Annotated in this window: 15 protein-coding genes and 1 pseudogene; 14 read left to right on the forward strand and 2 right to left on the reverse strand. The window is 70.9% G+C overall.

Annotated elements, in window-relative coordinates; genetic code table 11:
• The 4 genes and pseudogenes from MKK64_RS00560 to MKK64_RS00575 all read left to right on the forward strand — a co-directional run.
• A pseudogene (locus MKK64_RS00560) lies at positions 1-138 on the forward strand (sugar transporter); the annotation flags it as partial.
• Positions 139-864: 726 nt separating this feature from the next.
• Entirely contained in the window at positions 865-1,395 is a 531-nt protein-coding gene (locus MKK64_RS00565) for a MucR family transcriptional regulator (protein WP_147729521.1), read from the forward strand.
• Between the two features lie 196 nt (positions 1,396-1,591).
• Complete coding sequence (locus tag MKK64_RS00570) at positions 1,592-2,413, forward strand: alpha/beta fold hydrolase (protein WP_243931760.1); 822 nt, start codon at positions 1,592-1,594, stop codon at positions 2,411-2,413.
• A gap of 147 nt (positions 2,414-2,560) precedes the next feature.
• Positions 2,561-4,090, forward strand: coding sequence for a Do family serine endopeptidase (locus tag MKK64_RS00575; protein ID WP_243931762.1), 1,530 nt, complete (start codon positions 2,561-2,563; stop codon positions 4,088-4,090).
• Positions 4,091-4,120: 30 nt separating this feature from the next.
• On the opposite strand, the gene MKK64_RS00580 is transcribed toward MKK64_RS00575, so the two are convergent.
• On the reverse strand, positions 4,121-5,698 hold the full coding sequence (locus MKK64_RS00580) for a putative bifunctional diguanylate cyclase/phosphodiesterase (RefSeq protein ID WP_243931764.1): 1,578 nt from the start codon (positions 5,696-5,698) through the stop codon (positions 4,121-4,123).
• A gap of 253 nt (positions 5,699-5,951) precedes the next feature.
• Between MKK64_RS00580 and MKK64_RS00585 the strand changes: the two genes are divergently transcribed.
• From MKK64_RS00585 to MKK64_RS00630, 10 genes are all read left to right on the forward strand, one after another.
• Complete coding sequence (locus tag MKK64_RS00585; protein ID WP_243931766.1) at positions 5,952-7,265, forward strand: replication-associated recombination protein A; 1,314 nt, start codon at positions 5,952-5,954, stop codon at positions 7,263-7,265.
• An 8-nt stretch (positions 7,266-7,273) separates the two neighbouring features.
• A complete protein-coding gene (locus MKK64_RS00590) occupies positions 7,274-7,603 on the forward strand; it encodes a GlpM family protein (protein ID WP_243931768.1) in 330 nt (109 codons plus the stop codon).
• Positions 7,604-7,673: 70 nt separating this feature from the next.
• Complete coding sequence (locus tag MKK64_RS00595; protein WP_243931770.1) at positions 7,674-8,921, forward strand: Hsp70 family protein; 1,248 nt, start codon at positions 7,674-7,676, stop codon at positions 8,919-8,921.
• A gap of 70 nt (positions 8,922-8,991) precedes the next feature.
• On the forward strand, positions 8,992-10,527 hold the full coding sequence (locus MKK64_RS00600; protein WP_243931772.1) for an RluA family pseudouridine synthase: 1,536 nt from the start codon (positions 8,992-8,994) through the stop codon (positions 10,525-10,527).
• Between the two features lie 166 nt (positions 10,528-10,693).
• Complete coding sequence (locus MKK64_RS00605) at positions 10,694-11,059, forward strand: hypothetical protein (RefSeq protein ID WP_243931773.1); 366 nt, start codon at positions 10,694-10,696, stop codon at positions 11,057-11,059.
• Positions 11,060-11,081: 22 nt separating this feature from the next.
• Entirely contained in the window at positions 11,082-11,741 is a 660-nt protein-coding gene (locus MKK64_RS00610) for an HAD-IA family hydrolase (protein WP_147729967.1), read from the forward strand.
• Between the two features lie 41 nt (positions 11,742-11,782).
• Positions 11,783-12,577 (forward strand): ATP12 family chaperone protein, encoded by a 795-nt coding sequence (locus MKK64_RS00615; RefSeq protein WP_243931775.1) that lies wholly within the window; start codon positions 11,783-11,785, stop codon positions 12,575-12,577.
• A gap of 220 nt (positions 12,578-12,797) precedes the next feature.
• On the forward strand, positions 12,798-14,330 hold the full coding sequence (locus MKK64_RS00620; protein ID WP_147727895.1) for an acyl-CoA carboxylase subunit beta: 1,533 nt from the start codon (positions 12,798-12,800) through the stop codon (positions 14,328-14,330).
• A 76-nt stretch (positions 14,331-14,406) separates the two neighbouring features.
• Complete coding sequence (locus tag MKK64_RS00625; RefSeq protein ID WP_243931777.1) at positions 14,407-14,604, forward strand: type II toxin-antitoxin system HicA family toxin; 198 nt, start codon at positions 14,407-14,409, stop codon at positions 14,602-14,604.
• Between the two features lie 59 nt (positions 14,605-14,663).
• On the forward strand, positions 14,664-14,993 hold the full coding sequence (locus MKK64_RS00630; RefSeq protein ID WP_243931779.1) for a type II toxin-antitoxin system HicB family antitoxin: 330 nt from the start codon (positions 14,664-14,666) through the stop codon (positions 14,991-14,993).
• A gap of 15 nt (positions 14,994-15,008) precedes the next feature.
• Here MKK64_RS00630 and MKK64_RS00635 read toward each other — a convergent pair whose 3' ends face one another.
• On the reverse strand, positions 15,009-15,455 hold the full coding sequence (locus MKK64_RS00635; RefSeq protein WP_147843707.1) for an ABC transporter ATPase: 447 nt from the start codon (positions 15,453-15,455) through the stop codon (positions 15,009-15,011).
• Between the last annotated feature and the right edge of the window lie 55 nt (positions 15,456-15,510).

A 15,510-nucleotide genomic window follows, 5' to 3' on the forward strand; every position in this document is an offset into this window, starting at 1 on the left:
GCCTTCCGCATGCGAAACCGCGACCTCGTCTACGTCTCCAACGCCCCCTTCACCGAAGTCTCCAAGGTCGTCAGCGTCTTCTCCACCGTCGCAGGCCCCGTCGCATCCGCAGCCTCCGTCTACGCCTACTCACGGTAGGCGACGACCGGCTCGCAACGCCCCCGGACGCGGTTCCGGGACAATCCCGGCGTGCCGCGGCGCCGACGGCGAGCCCGGGCGGGAGGGGCACGCCTGTCGGGTTCGACGTCGAGGACGGATCCGGCGCGGCAACCGCCGCAGGACGGTCGCGTCGGCCACCGGCGTTCTCGCGTGGCATCCTCGTCGATTCGACGCGCGAACCTCGGATCATGCCGGTCCGCGTTCGAGCGCGCCTCGGCGTGCCGTCGGCCGCCCTTGGCGGATCGACCGCCGCGGTGATCGCGCAACGCGAATCACCTGCCCTTCGCCGGGAACGGCCCATCCGGGCTTTCGCCCGTCGGTCGATCGCTGCGCCGCGCACCGCGCAGCGCCCCAGCAGCGAAAAACGGCTAGTCCATCGGTACTAGAACCACCTGACCGATACGCCCAGCAAGGTGTTGCGGCGCGCGATCGCCGCAGGATCGGCATCAGGATTTTTTCCCAACAATCATGGATTGGTGCGACCGCGCGGGAGAATTGCGCACAATTTAGTTCGAATCGGCCGACATTTCCGAACGTTTGTCCGCATCGCTGAGGTTCTTGATCTGCGCATTGCGCCGGAGTACCGCCGATCAGGCCGGAATTCCTCAGGATTCGGTCAAAAACCCCGAAATAGTCTTGCCGGGTGCCGAAACTGAGCTTACGGTTCGAACTATCACCCGAAGTCAGAATGACGGTACGAAGATCATGAGTGAACCAGACATCGACAAGGCCCGCTTCATCACGTTGGCCGCGGACATCGTCTCCGCCTATGTCAGCAACAATCACGTCCAGAGCGCCGAACTGCCGAAGCTCCTGAGCGATGTGCACGAGGCGATCGTCGGCGTGTCTGGTGCAAATGGCCCGGTCGCCGAGGTCGGGCCGCCGAAGGCGACCGCTCAGGAAATCCGTCGCTCGGTCACGGCGGATTACCTGATCAGCTTCGAGGACGGGAAGCAGTACAAGACCCTGCGCCGGCACCTGACCCTGCGCGGCCTCTCGCCCGAGCAGTATCGCGCGAAGTGGGGCCTGGCGCCCGACTATCCGATGACGTCGCAGAGCTACTCCGAGCAGCGCTCCGAGCTGGCCCGCGCCCTCGGCCTCGGCCAGCAGCGCCGCAAGAACGTGGCGAAGGCCGCCCCGTCCGAGCCGGTGGTGACCGAGGAGGAGGCGCCCGCCGCCGAATCCGAGGCGCCCGCCAAGAAGACTCGCGCGCCCCGGAAGAAGAAGGACGCCTGAGGACCCGCCTCGGCGACCCGGGACGCGACGACACGAGACCTGCGATGCGGAAGGCCGGAGGCGGGATGACCCCTCCGGCCTTTCTGCATTCTACGCGGCCTCGGAACGTTCGGCGCGTCGTCGGCTTGCTTTCGGCGACAGGCTTGCGCGCCGGCCGGGCGGTCGCCGCGGAAGACCATCCGAGCAGGAGCGAGACATGGCCTTCATCGAGACAAAGGACGGCACACGGCTCTACTACAAGGATTGGGGCACCGGCCGGCCGGTGGTGCTGATCCACGGCTGGCCGCTCGACGCCGACATGTGGGAACATCAGATGCCGGTGCTCGCCGAGGCGGGCTACCGGGTCGTCGCCTACGACCGCCGCGGCTTCGGCCGGTCGGACCAGCCCTGGACCGGCTACGATTACGACACCTTCGCCGACGACCTGAAGGCGGTGCTCGACCACCTCGACCTCCGTGACGCCGCCCTGGTCGGCTTCTCGATGGGCGGCGGCGAGATCGCCCGCTACATGTCCCGGCACGGCGGCGCGCGCGTCGCGAAGGCGGTGCTGGTCTCCGCGGTGACGCCCTACCTCCTCAAGACCGGCAACAATCCCGACGGCGTCGACGGCAGCCTCTTTCAGGGCATGATCGACGGCCTCGTGAAGGACCGTCCGGCCTTCCTGGCGAACTTCGCCAAGACCTTCTTCGGCGCCGGCGTCTTCCACTCGCCGGTCTCGACGGAGACGATGACCTGGGCCGGCAACCTGGCGATGCTGGCCTCGCCCAAGGCGACGACCGCTTGCGTGAGCGCCTTCGGCACCACCGACTTCCGGGCCGACATGGCGCATTTCACGGTGCCGACGCTGGTGATCCACGGCGACGACGACCAGACCGTGCCGATCGCGGTATCGGGAAAGGCGGCCGCCGCCGCGATCCCCGGCGCGGCGTTCGTCGTCTACGAGGGCGCCCCGCACGCGGTGCCGTTCACCCATGCCGAACGGTTGAACGCCGACCTGCTGGCGTTCTTGAAGGGCTGAACGCGTGCGTGCGCGAGCCCGGGATCGGGCTCTCGCGCGCCGCATTCGGCCGCGATAGACAGGCCGCAAACGCCCGTCGGTCCGGGCCGGCCCGCGCCGCCGCGGGCGGCCCGGCGCCCCGACGACCCCGAGCGCCCGGAGCCCTGCATGCCTCGCCCGTCCACCCCGATCGTCCTGGTCGCCGCGCTGATGCTGTCCGCCGGCCCCGCCGCCGCGCAGATGGCCAAGACACCGGACGTCAAGACACCGGACGTCAAGACACCGGACTTCAAGACACCGGACATGAAGACCCCGGATGCGCCGCCGCTGAAGTCGGCGATGCCCGAGAAGGCGGCGCCGACGGGCAAGGGCGAGGTGCAGCTCTCCTTCGCCCCCGTGGTGAAGCGGGCGGCGCCCTCGGTGGTGAACGTCTACGCCTCGCACATCGACAAGCGGCCCAACGCCCGCACCAGTGCCATGGACGAGTTCATGCGCCGGTTCTTCGGCGCGGAGGGCGGCCGCGGGCAGGGCGGCGCCCCGGGCGAGCGGGCGCAGAAATCCCTCGGCTCCGGCGTCATCGTCGACGCGTCGGGGCTGATCATCACCAACAACCATGTCATCGACAACATGAACGAGGTCCGCGTCTCGCTGGCCGACCGGCGCGAGTTCGAGGCGACGATCGTGCTGCGCGACCCGCGCACGGATCTCGCCGTGGTGCGGATCACCAACCCGACCGGCGGGCTGATCCCGATGCCGTTCGGCGACTCGGAGAGCCTGGAGGTCGGCGACTTCGTGATGGCGATCGGCAACCCGTTCGGCGTCGGCCAGACGGTGACGCAGGGCATCGTCTCGGCGCTGGCGCGCACCCAGGTCGGCTCGTCGGACTACCAGTTCTTCATCCAGACCGACGCCGCGATCAATCCGGGCAATTCCGGCGGGGCGCTGGTCGACCTGCGCGGGCAATTGATGGGGATCAACACCGCGATCTACTCGCAGTCGGGCGGCAGCCACGGCATCGGCTTCGCGATCCCCGCCAGCATGGTCAAGGCGGTGGTCGAGACCGCTAAGAACGGCGCCACCACCGTGCGGCGGCCCTGGCTCGGCGCGCGGGTGCAGAGCGTGACGCCGGACATCGCCGAGAGCATGGGCCTCGACCATCCGACCGGCGTGCTGGTGGCGAGCCTGCAGGCCAAGAGCCCGGCGGACGAGGCGGGGCTGAAGCGCGGCGACCTGATCCTGACGGTCGACGGCTTGAGCGTCGACGACCCGGAAGCCTTCGGCTACCGCTTCGCGCTCAAGGGCATCACCGGCCAGACCAAGTTCGGCATCCTGCGCGGCACCAGCCGCAGCACGCTCCCGGTCAAGCTGACGCCGGCGCCCGAGACGCGGCCGCGCGACGTGCTGAAGGTCCGCACGCGCTCGCCGTTCTTCGGCGCCACGCTGATCAACACCTCGCCGGCCGTCGCCGAGGAGATGCTGATGGACTTCCCCGTCGACGGGGTCGCGGTGCAGGCGGTCGACGAGAATTCGATCGCGGCGCGCGCCGGCCTGCAGAAGGGCGACATGCTGGTCTCGATCAACGGGCAGCCGGTCTCGACGACGAAGGACGTCGAGCGCGCCACCCGCACCGTGCAGAGCGCCTGGGAGATCGCGATCAACCGCAACGGCGAGGTGCTGACCTCGATGTTCGGCGGCTGAGGCCGCACCGGCCCGGACGCGACCCCGGCCTCAGGCCGCCTGGAACGCGATGGCGGTGGCCTGGATCTCCTCGAGCGGCTTGCCGATCAGCGCGGTGATCGCGTCCTTCGGCATCGGGGCGCCGAACAGGTAGCCCTGGCCGTAGTCGCAGCCCTGGTCGGAAAGCCAGTCGACGCTGGCATCGGTCTCGATCCCCTCGGCGGTGGTGACCAGCCCGAGGCTGGCGCCGAGCTTGATGATCGCGTCGACGAGCTTGGCCCGCTCGGCGCTCATGGTGATGGTGTCGACGTAGGTGCGGTCGATCTTCAGCTTGTCGAACTTGAGCTCGCGCAGGTGGTACAGGCTGGAATAGCCGGTCCCGAAGTCGTCGAGGGCGATGCGCACGCCAAGGTTCTGCAGCGAGGTCAGGGTCGTGCGGGCCGCCTCCAGGTCCTGCACCAGGGCCGTCTCGGTGATCTCGACCTCGAGGCGGCTCGGGGAGAAGCCGGTCTCGGTCAGGATCGCGAGGATGCGCTCGCACAGCCAGCGGTCCTGGAACTGCTGCGGCGCGATGTTGACCGCGAGCTGGAAATGGGGCGGCCAGTCCCGGGCGTCGAGGCAGGCCTGGCGCAGGAGCTTCATGCTGAGCTCGGCGATGAGGCCGGTCTCCTCCGCGATCCCGATGAAGCAGGCCGGCGCGAGCAGCCCGCGGACCGGGTGCCGCCAGCGGGCCAGCACCTCGACGCCGACCAGCGTCTTCTCCGGCAGCGTCACCACCGGCTGGTAGTACGGCTCGATCGCGCCGCTCGCGATCGCCTCGCGAAGCTCGCTCTCGAGCTGGGCCCGCGCCTTGAGCTCGATGTCCATCGCGCTCTTGAACACGCGGAACACGCCGCGGCCGTCCTTCTTGCCCTGGTACATCGCGAGGTCGGCGGCATGCAGAACCACGTCGGCATCCGCCTGGTCGGCCGAGATCAGGGCGATGCCGATGGTCGCGCCGACCTTCAGCTCGTTGCCCTGCCACTGGATCGGCGCCGCGATCGCCGCGATCAACCCTTGCGCGAGCCGGGTCAGGCCGTCGCTGCCGCCGTCGAGCGGCACGAGCAGGGCGAACTCGTCGCCGCCGAGACGGGCCGCGAGGCCGGCGTCGGGCGTCAGGGCGGACAGGCGCTCGGCGACGGCGCACAGCACGGCGTTGCCGGCCGCGTGCCCGTAGATGTCGTTGACCGGCTTGAAGCGGTCGAGGTCGACCAGGAGCACCGCATGGGTCGGGACCAGGGTCGCGGCCGCCCTGCGGCGCTCCAGCGTCTCCAGGAACAGGCGGCGGTTGGCGAGCCCGGTCAGGACGTCGTGGCGTGCCACCGCCTCGGCCTCGGCGGCGGTGATGTCGCGCTCGCGCATCGCCACCCGCAGCAGCAGGGACTTCCGCAGACTGGCGACGAACACCGCCATCCCCATCAGCGCCACGAGCATGAACTCGTTGGAGAGCTGGTGCGCCTGGACGAAAGCATTGAGCCAGGAGAAAACCTCAAATTGAATTCCGATGACCCATAAACACGCACCGATCATCAGCAAGCAGAGAACCTCGTAAAGCTCTCCTTCGCCCCAGCTGCCGCGTTTTCCGATCATGAACCGTCCCCCCGATCGGTCTCACCCTGAGCACGGGCGAGCTTAAGGGAGTCTCACGCGTCCTGGCGGCGGCAGGCGGCGCGGCTCGTTTGGCGGACGCCGGACGAAGACTTCGGTCGCGGGGGTAAATGGAGCCTTTCGCCCTTCGTCGGGCACACGCGCCCGCGTGGCGCCGATCCCGGCCGCTCGAATCAGGCCGACCCGACGTTCGGCGGCCCTTGCCGAGGGAGGGGCGCAGGGTGTTGATGCCGGCATGCCCGACCTGTTCGCAACCGCCGGCCTCGATGCGTCGGCGCCCCGCCCGCTCGCCGACCGGCTCCGGCCCGGCACGCTCGCCGAGGTCGTCGGCCAGGATCACCTCACCGGCCCGGACGGCGCGCTGACGCGGTTGCTGCGTGGGCGGACCTTCGGCTCGCTGGTGTTCTGGGGACCGCCCGGCACCGGCAAGACGACGGTGGCGCGCCTGCTCGCGCACGAGACCGACCTGCATTTCGAGCAGATCTCGGCGATCTTCTCCGGCGTGCCCGACCTGCGCAAGGTGTTCGAGGCCGCGCGCAAGCGCCGGGCGACGGGGCAGGGGACGCTGCTCTTCGTCGACGAGATCCACCGCTTCAACCGGGCGCAGCTCGACGCCTTCCTGCCGGTGATGGAGGACGGGACGGTGACGCTCGTGGGGGCGACCACCGAGAACCCGTCCTTCGAGCTCAACGCAGCGCTGCTGTCGCGCGCCCGCGTCCTGCTGTTCCGCGCGCTCGACGACGGCGCCATCGCCAAGCTGATCGCGCGGGCGGAGGACCTGACGGGCCAGGCGCTGCCGCTCACCGAGGAGGCGCGGGGCGTGCTCGTGCGCATGGCCGACGGCGACGGGCGCGCGGCGTTGACCCTGTGCGAAGAGGTCTGGCGCTCCGCCAAGCCCGACGAGATCCTCGACGCGGAGGTGCTGCAGACGCTCGTCCAGCGCCGCGCGCCGATCTACGACAAGGCGCAGGAGGGCCACTACAACCTGATCAGCGCGCTGCACAAGACGGTGCGCGGCTCGGACCCGGACGCGGCCCTGTACTATCTCTGCCGCATGCTCGACGGCGGCGAGGACCGCCTGTTCATCGCCCGCCGGCTGGTGCGGATGGCGGTGGAGGATATCGGGCTCGCCGACCCGCAGGCGCTGGTGATCACCACCGCCGCCAAGGACGCGTTCGACTTCCTCGGCAGCCCCGAGGGCGAGCTCGCCCTGGCACAGGCCGTGATCTACCTCGCCTGCGCCCCGAAATCGAACGCCGCCTACGAGGCCTACAAGGCCGCGACCCGCATCGCCAAGGAGCATGGCTCGCTGCCGCCGCCGCGCACCATCCTCAACGGCTCGACCAAGCTGATGAAACGGTTCGGCTACGGCGAGGGCTACCGCTACGACCACGACGAGCCGGAGGCGTTCTCGGGGCAGGATTACTGGCCGGAACGGCTCGGCCGCCAGCACCTCTACGCGCCGACCGACCGCGGCATGGAGAGCCGCTACCGCGACCGGCTCGCCCACTGGGAGCAGCTTCGGAAAGCGCGGCGCGAGGAGGGATGAGCGCCGGCATGGACGACCTCCTGAAAGGCGTGGCCGGCGGCCTCGTGACGATGGCGATCGTGCTGGCCTCGCGCCGCGGCAACGTCCTGCCCGGCATCCTGCCGCTGGCACCGACCTTCGCGATCATCGCGCTGCTCGCGGTCGGGGCGAAGGGCGAGGCCGGCGCCTTCCGCGAGACCTGCCTCGCGGGCGTCCGCACGATTCCCGCCTACCTCGTCTTCCTCGCCGTGGCGTGGTGGCTCGGCGGGTTCTGCGACCATCGCGTCGCCCTCCTCGGCGGGCTTTGTGCATGGCTGCTGGCCGCGCTCGCGATCTTCCTCGCACCGCGCTGGCTGTGAACGCTGGACCGGGGGCCCGCCAGCCTGTAGGGCACCCGCCCCCCGACCCTTCGCGAAAGACAAAGACCCGATGGCGGCCTGCGGCCTCGATTTCGGCACGTCGAACACGACCCTCGGACACCGCACCGCGCCGGGTCCGCGCCTTGTCCCGCTGGAGGGGCGCCACGTCACCATCCCGAGCGCGATCTTCTTCGAGCCGAACCGCGCGGCGGTGATCGGCCGGGCGGCGACAGAGGCCTATGTCGAGGGCACGCCGGGCCGGATGATGCGCAGCCTCAAGTCGGTGCTGGGCTCCGGCCTGATCGAGGAGACGACCCCGGTCGGGCGCGAGCGCGTGCGCTTCCGCGACGTGATCGGGCGCTACCTCGCCGCGGTGAAGGCGCGGGCCGAGACCGCGGCCGGCGAGACCTTCGACACGGTGGTGCACGGGCGCCCGGTCCACTTCGTCGACGGCGACGCCGAGGGCGACCGCCGGGCCGAGGACACCCTCCGCGAGATCGCCGAGAGCATCGGCTTCCGCCACGTCTCGTTCCAGTACGAGCCGATCGCCGCGGCGCTCGACCACGAGCAGAGCGTCCGCAGCGAGGAGATCGCGCTGATCGCCGACATCGGCGGCGGCACCTCGGACTTCTCGATCGTGCGGCTGTCGCCCGAGCGGCATGCTAAGGCGGAGCGGGCCGACGACATCCTCGCCAACGACGGCGTCCGCATCGGCGGCACCGACTTCGACCGCTTCCTCAGCCTCGGCACGGTGATGCCGCTGCTCGGCCTTGGCAGCCCGATGAAGCGCCCCGAGCTCTCGGTGCCGAACGCCTATTTCCACGACCTCGCCACGTGGTCGAGCATCAACCGGCTCTACAACGCCAAGACCCTGCGCGAGATCGCCGAGATCATCCGCGACGGCGCGCGTCCGGACCTCGTCGAGCGCCTGCGCACGGTGGTCGAGCTGGAGCGCGGGCATTCGCTCGCCATCGCCGTCGAGGGCGCCAAGATCGCCGCCTCGAACGACGGCGCCTCCGAGGTCGATCTCGATTGGGTCGAGCCGGGCCTGGCGGCCTCGGTCGACCGGACGGCCCTCGTGTCCCACACCGAACCGCTGGCGGTGCGGATCTCCGAGCGGGTCGGGCGCTGCCTCGCCCAGGCGGGCTTGCGCGCGGACCGGATCGATTCGCTGTTCCTTACCGGCGGCTCCACCGGCCTGCCGCATGTCCGCCAAGGGCTGACGTCCTGCCTGCCCGGCGCCCGCGTCGTCGAGGGCGACACCTTCGGCTCGGTCGGCATCGGTCTCACCATCGAGGCGATCCGCCGGGCGGCCTGAGCCGCGACGCCGGCCTGCCGTGCGGCGAGGGCGAATTGTCGCCGCCGCGGGCGGGTGCTAACGCCCTCGCATGACAGGCAATCCACCACGCGGCGGCGGCTCGGCCGGGAAAGGCTCCGGCCGGGGCCCGGACAAGGGCGCAGGCAAGACCGTCGGCAAGGGCTCCGGCCGTCCGCCCGCCGCGAAGTCCGCGGCCGGCAAAGCCGCGGCCGGAAAGGCCGCCTTCGGCAAGAGCGCGAGCCGCGGCCCCCGCGCCGGCGGTCCCGGGAAGCCGCGATTCGGCCGGTCCGAGCGCGCCGGCACCGGTCCGCGCAGCTCGGCGCTGGACGCGGCCCAGCGCGCCGCGCAGCTTCGAGGCGACGACGCGACCGGACGGTCGCCCTGGGCCGAGGTCGAGGGGGCCGAGCCGGCCCCCCGGCCCGCCCGCGCGCCGCGGCGCCCGGCGCCGGAGGAGCACGCCTCGACGGAGCAGACCCGCGCCGAGCCGTCCCGTACCAAGCCGGCGATCGCGCGGGCGACCCGTCCGCGGCCGGCCGACGAGATGCCGGCGCCCCTCGCCGAGGGACCGACCCGGCGCCAGCAGCGCGCGGCGGCCTCGGCGACGCTGGCGTCCGGCGTGCAGACGCTGACCGTCGAGACCGACGAGGCCGGGATGCGGATCGACCGCTTCCTCACCGCGCGGTTCCCGCAGCTGCCCTTCGCCCGGGTCCAGAGCATCGTCCGCAAGGGCGAGCTGCGGGTCGACGGCAAGCGCGCCAAGCCCAACGACCGACTCGAGCCGGGCATGGCGGTGCGGGTGCCGCCGCTCAAGCTCGACCAGCCCGCCGACCGGCCGCGCAACCCGGTGCGGGACCAGAACGACGCCGAGTACATCCGCTCGCTGATTCTCTACGAGGACGCGGACATGATGGTGCTGAACAAGCCGTTCGGCCTGGCGGTCCAGGGCGGCTCGGGCACCGTCCGGCACGTGGACGGGCTGCTCGAGGCGCTGGCCGGCCCAGACGGGCAGAAGCCGCGCCTCGTCCACCGCCTCGACAAGGACACCGCCGGCTGCCTGATCGTCGCCAAGACCCGGGTCGCGGCGGCGACGCTCGCCAAGAGCTTCCGCTCGCGGGCGGCCCGGAAGATCTACTGGGCGCTCACCGCCGGCGTGCCGCGCACGCCGCAAGGCCGGGTCTCGACCTACCTCGTCAAGGAGGAGCCGACCGATGCCGACGCCCGCATGCGGATCGCCCAGCACGGCGAGGAGGGCGCCACCCACGCGCTGACCTACTACGCCACCGTCGACCAGGCGGCGCAGAAGGTGTCGTGGCTGTCGTTCAAGCCGGTGACCGGGCGGACGCACCAATTGCGGGCGCATGCCGCCCATATCGGGCATCCGATCGTCGGCGACCCGAAATACTTCTCGGTCGAGAACTGGGCGCTGCCCGGCGGCATCCAGAACCGGCTCCACCTGCTCGCCCGCCGGATCGTGATCCCGCATCCGCGCACCGGCAAGCCGATCGACGTGAGCGCGCCGCTGCCGCCGCACATGGCCCAGAGCTGGAACCTGCTCGGTTTCGATGCCGCGCGCTACGACCCGATCGTCGACGCGCCGGAGGCGTGAGGCCAAGCGTTCGTGATCGCGGCGGCGCCCGGCCGTCATGCACCGCGCGGGCCGCGAGGGTTGGCAACCGCCCCACGAGGCTCATATCCTCGAAGGGCACCGGGCCGGCGGCCATCCGCCCTGGGCACCCGGCCGACATCGACCCTCGTGGTGAGACCTAATCGACATGAAGCTCACGACGCTGGCCTGCCTCGCCGCCCTCGGCCTGCTCGGCCCCGAGACGCTGGCGACGGCCGCGCCCGCGGCGCCCCCGAGCGCGCAGGCGCAGCCGTCGCTGGGCCGCGCGGGGCCGCCCAGCGCCCGCAGCGGCGACAAGCGGCGGCGTTCGTACGCCGCGTGCAACCGCGCCTCGCATGCGCGCGCGCTCCACGGCGGCAGGCGGCGCCGATTCCTGATCCGGTGCAAGCTCGGCTACGAGCGGCCGCGCACCCCGTCGGCGGCGCAGCAGCAGGCGGCCCCGACGGCCGCGACGGCGCCCGCGTCGGCCCCGCCGACGCCATCGGCGCCGTCTCCCGCGGAGCGCAGGCCGTGAGGCGGCCCTGCCGTCCCGGCACGTGAAGCTCGTCGTCTTCGACGTCGACGGCACCCTGGTCGACAGCCAGCACCTGATCGTCGCCGCGCAGGGCACGGCGTTCGCCGAGAATGGGCTTCCGGCGCCGAGCCGCGCCGAATCGCTTTCCGTAGTCGGCCTCTCGCTGCCCCAGGCGTTCCGGCGCCTCGTCGGGGACGACGGCCCGGTCGCCGAGCTGTCCGAGAGCTACAAGCGTGCGTTCAACGCCCTCCGGCTCGACCCGGATTACGAGGAGCCGCTGTTTCCCGGCATGGGCGAGCTGATCGCGCGGCTGCACGCCCGCGACGACGTGCGGCTCGGCATCGCCACCGGCAAGTCGCGGCGCGGCGTCGACCACCTCGTCGCCTTCAACGGCTGGGAAGGGTGGTTCGCCACCACCCAGACCGCCGACGACGCGCCCTCGAAGCCCGATCCTGCGATGCTGCTCCAGGCGATGGCGGAGGCGGGCGTCGGCCCGTCGGCGACCGTGATGGTCGGGGACACCAGCTACGACATGGCGATGGCGGTGGCGGCGGGCGCTGCGGCCATCGGCGTCGCCTGGGGCTATCATCCCGCCGGCGCCCTGTTCGGCGCCGGCGCCGTGACCGTCGTGGACACGGCCTCGGCCCTCGGCGACCTGTTCCGGGACGGGTCCGGCGGCTGATCGGGCTCGCGAAACCGCACCCGATCGCCTATCTCCGAACCATGAGCGACGACGTCACGCAAGACTGGCTGGGCCAGCCCTCCGACACCCCGCGCCCCGACCCGATGCGGGCGGTGCGCGACCACGGCAAGCCGGTGCTGCCGAAGCGCTTCTACAAGGAGACCGGGTTCGCGGAGGGCGCGGGCGGCTTCCGCCTGACGCTGGACGGACGCCCGGCCAACACGCCGGCGCGCAACCCGCTGGCGGCGCCGACGCGGGCGCTGGCCGAGCGCCTCGCCGCCGAGTGGGCGGCGCAGGGCGAGACCATCGACCCGGCCAGGATGCCGTTCACCCGGCTGATCAACACCGCGATCGACGGCGTCGCCCCGCGCATGGCGGCGGTGGCCGAGGATCTATGGCCCTACGCCGGCACCGACCTCGTCGCCTATCGCGCCGGCTCGCCCGAGCGCCTGGTCGCGGCGCAAGCCGAAGCCTGGGACCCGATCGTCGCGTGGGCGCGCGAGGCGCTGGGCGCCCGGCTGATCCTGAGCGAGGGCGTGATGCACGTCACGCAGCCGGACGATTCGGTCGCGGCCCTGCGCCGGGCGGTGTCGGCGATCGACGACCCGTTCCGGCTCGCCGCCTTCCACACCCTGACGACCTTGACCGGCTCTCTGCTGATCGCGCTGGCGGTGCTCGCCGGCCGCCTTACCGCGGAGGAGGGTTGGGACGCGGCCCATGTCGACGAGACCTACCAGTCTGCCGTCTGGGGCGCCGACGAGGATGCCGCGACCCGGCTCGCCGGGCGCAAGGTCGAGTTCCTGGCCGCGGCCGAGGTGGCGGCGCTCGCGCGCTGAGCGAAGTGGTCGCGCTGGCGCGCCCGGCGAGGTGGTGGGCCAGGCTTTGCCGGAGCGGTCGCGCACCGGAAAATTCGCCTTGTCGCCTCGCCAAATCAGGTTCAATTCCCCGGCGCGGAACCGCGTGCTAAGGCGCTTCGAAGCTTGAGCGGGCCGGCCTCCTCGGCCAGTTTAGGCAAGACAAGACTCTTCCGACGCCCGAGGCAGGACCGCTCGACCCATGAAGGACATTCTGGAAAAGCTCGAGGAGCGCCGGTCGCTCGCCCGCCTCGGCGGCGGCGAGAAGCGGGTCGACGCCCAGCACAAGCGCGGCAAGCTCACGGCGCGCGAGCGCATCGAGCTCCTGCTCGACCACGGGTCGTTCGAGGAGTTCGACATGTTCGTGCAGCACCGCTCGACCGATTTCGGGATGGAGAAGCAGAAGATCCCCGGCGACGGCGTCGTCACCGGCTGGGGCACGGTCAACGGCCGGACCGTGTTCCTGTTCTCGAAGGACTTCACCGTGTTCGGCGGCTCGCTCTCCGAGACGCACGCGCAGAAGATCATCAAGGTCCAGGACATGGCCCTGAAGATGCGCGCCCCGATCATCGGCATCTTCGATGCCGGCGGCGCGCGCATCCAGGAGGGCGTGGCGGCGCTCGGCGGCTACGGCGAGGTGTTCCGGCGCAACGTCGCGGCGTCCGGCGTCATCCCGCAGATCTCGGTGATCATGGGGCCGTGCGCGGGCGGCGACGTCTACTCGCCGGCGATGACCGACTTCATCTTCATGGTCCGCGACACGAGCTACATGTTCGTCACGGGTCCCGACGTGGTGAAGACCGTCACCAACGAGGTCGTCACCGCGGAAGAGCTCGGCGGGGCCAAGGTCCACACCACGAAGTCGTCGATCGCCGACGGCGCGTTCGAGAACGACGTCGAGGCGATCCTGCAGATCCGCCGGCTGCTCGACTTCCTCCCGGCCAACAACATCGACGGCGTGCCGGAGATCGAGAGCTTCGACGACCCGCTGCGGCTCGACAAGTCGCTCGACACGCTGATCCCGGACAACCCGAACAAGCCCTACGACATGGGCGAGCTGATTCGCCGGGTCGTCGACGAGGGCGACTTCTTCGAGATCCAGGCGGCCTACGCCCGCAACATCATGACCGGCTTCGGCCGGATCGAGGGCCGCACGGTCGGGTTCGTGGCCAACCAGCCGATGGTGCTGGCGGGCGTCCTCGACTCGGACGCCTCGCGCAAGGCCGCCCGCTTTGTGCGCTTCTGCGACGCCTTCTCGATCCCGATCGTGACCTTCGTCGACGTTCCGGGCTTCCTGCCGGGCACCGCGCAGGAATACGGCGGCCTGATCAAGCACGGCGCCAAGCTGCTGTTCGCCTACTCCCAGGCGACGGTGCCGCTGGTGACGATCATCACGCGAAAGGCCTTCGGCGGCGCCTACGACGTGATGGCCTCCAAGCACGTCGGCGCCGACCTGAACTACGCCTGGCCGACCGCGCAGATCGCGGTGATGGGCGCCAAGGGCGCCGTCGAGATCATCTTCCGCAGCGAGCTCGGCGACACCGACAAGATCGCCGCGCGCACCGGCGAGTACGAGGACCGCTTCCTGTCGCCGTTCGTGGCGGCCGAGCGCGGCTACATCGACGAGGTGATCATGCCGCATTCCACCCGCAAGCGCATCGCGCGGGCGCTGGGCATGCTGCGCACCAAGGAGATGGAGCAGCCCTGGAAGAAGCACGACAACATCCCGCTCTGAGGGCGGGAGGCAACGAGGTGCGGGTCGTCGACCGCACCGCGAAGGCACGTCTTGTGATACTGGCTGCTGATATCATATGAAGCTCGGCGGACGGCATCGGACGACGCTGGCGGCGATCTTCGCCGACCCCGTGCGCTCGGGTGTCGTCTGGTCCGACATCGAGTCCCTGATGAGCGCGTGCGGCGCGGAGATCACGGAAGGCCGCGGGTCGCGGATCCGGGTGGCCCTGCACGGGGTGCGGGCGGTGTTTCACCGGCCTCATCCGCAGAATTAGACAGACAAGGGCGCGGTCAAGTCGGTGCGACGCTTCCTGATCGAGGCTGGAGTCACGCCATGACGACGATGCAGTATCGGAACTACGAAGCCTCCGTCGAATACGATGCGGAAGCCGATATCTTTCACGGCGAGGTCTTGGATCTCCGCGACGTGATCACGTTCCAGGGCCGGTCCGTCGACGAGCTGAAGCAGGCGCTCGCCGACAGCGTCGAGGATTACCTAGCCTTCTGCGCCGAGCGCGGGGAAGAGTCGGAGAAGGCCTTTTCCGGGCAGTTCGTGGTGCGGGTCGAGCCGGGCCTGCATCGCGCGTTGGTCTCGTCGGCACGCCGGGCCGGAATCAGCCTCAACAAGTGGGTCGCCCGCACGTTGGAGCAGGCGGCCGATTGAGGCGGCCCTCCGCGCTCAGCTCCGGTCGCTGTGCTCGATCACGGCGCACATCGTCAGGGGGCCCTTGTCGGTGCCCGAGACGGAGCAGGTAATGCGGGCGCCGCCGGCGTCGACGTTGCTGTGGCGCAGGCGGCTCGCCGCCTCGCGGGCCTTGTGGGCCGCCGCCTCGATCACGTCGGCCGCGATGCCGGTGACGGCGTGGCCGGCCTTGCCGAACAGGGCGTAGTAGCCGTCGGGCGGGGCGTCGCCGCGGAACTGCGCGCCGACCGACGAGAGCTGCGGGCCGCCGCAGGACAGCGTCAGGGTGGTGCCGTCGCCGGCCGTGAAGTTGGCGAAGTCGGCGCTGCGGTTGCCGGGACTCGCCGTCGTCGCCTTGGCGACCTTGTCGATCAGGTCGCCGCATTCGTCGGCGAGCGCCGGGACGGGCAGAGCGAGGATGAGGCCGACGAGGAGCGCGCGCATGCCGAGAACGTAGCGTGCGTGCGCGAAACGGCCAGCGCCGGCGCGTGAGGCGTCT

Source organism: Methylobacterium sp. E-025 (assembly GCF_022829705.1).
GTDB lineage: Bacteria > Pseudomonadota > Alphaproteobacteria > Rhizobiales > Beijerinckiaceae > Methylobacterium.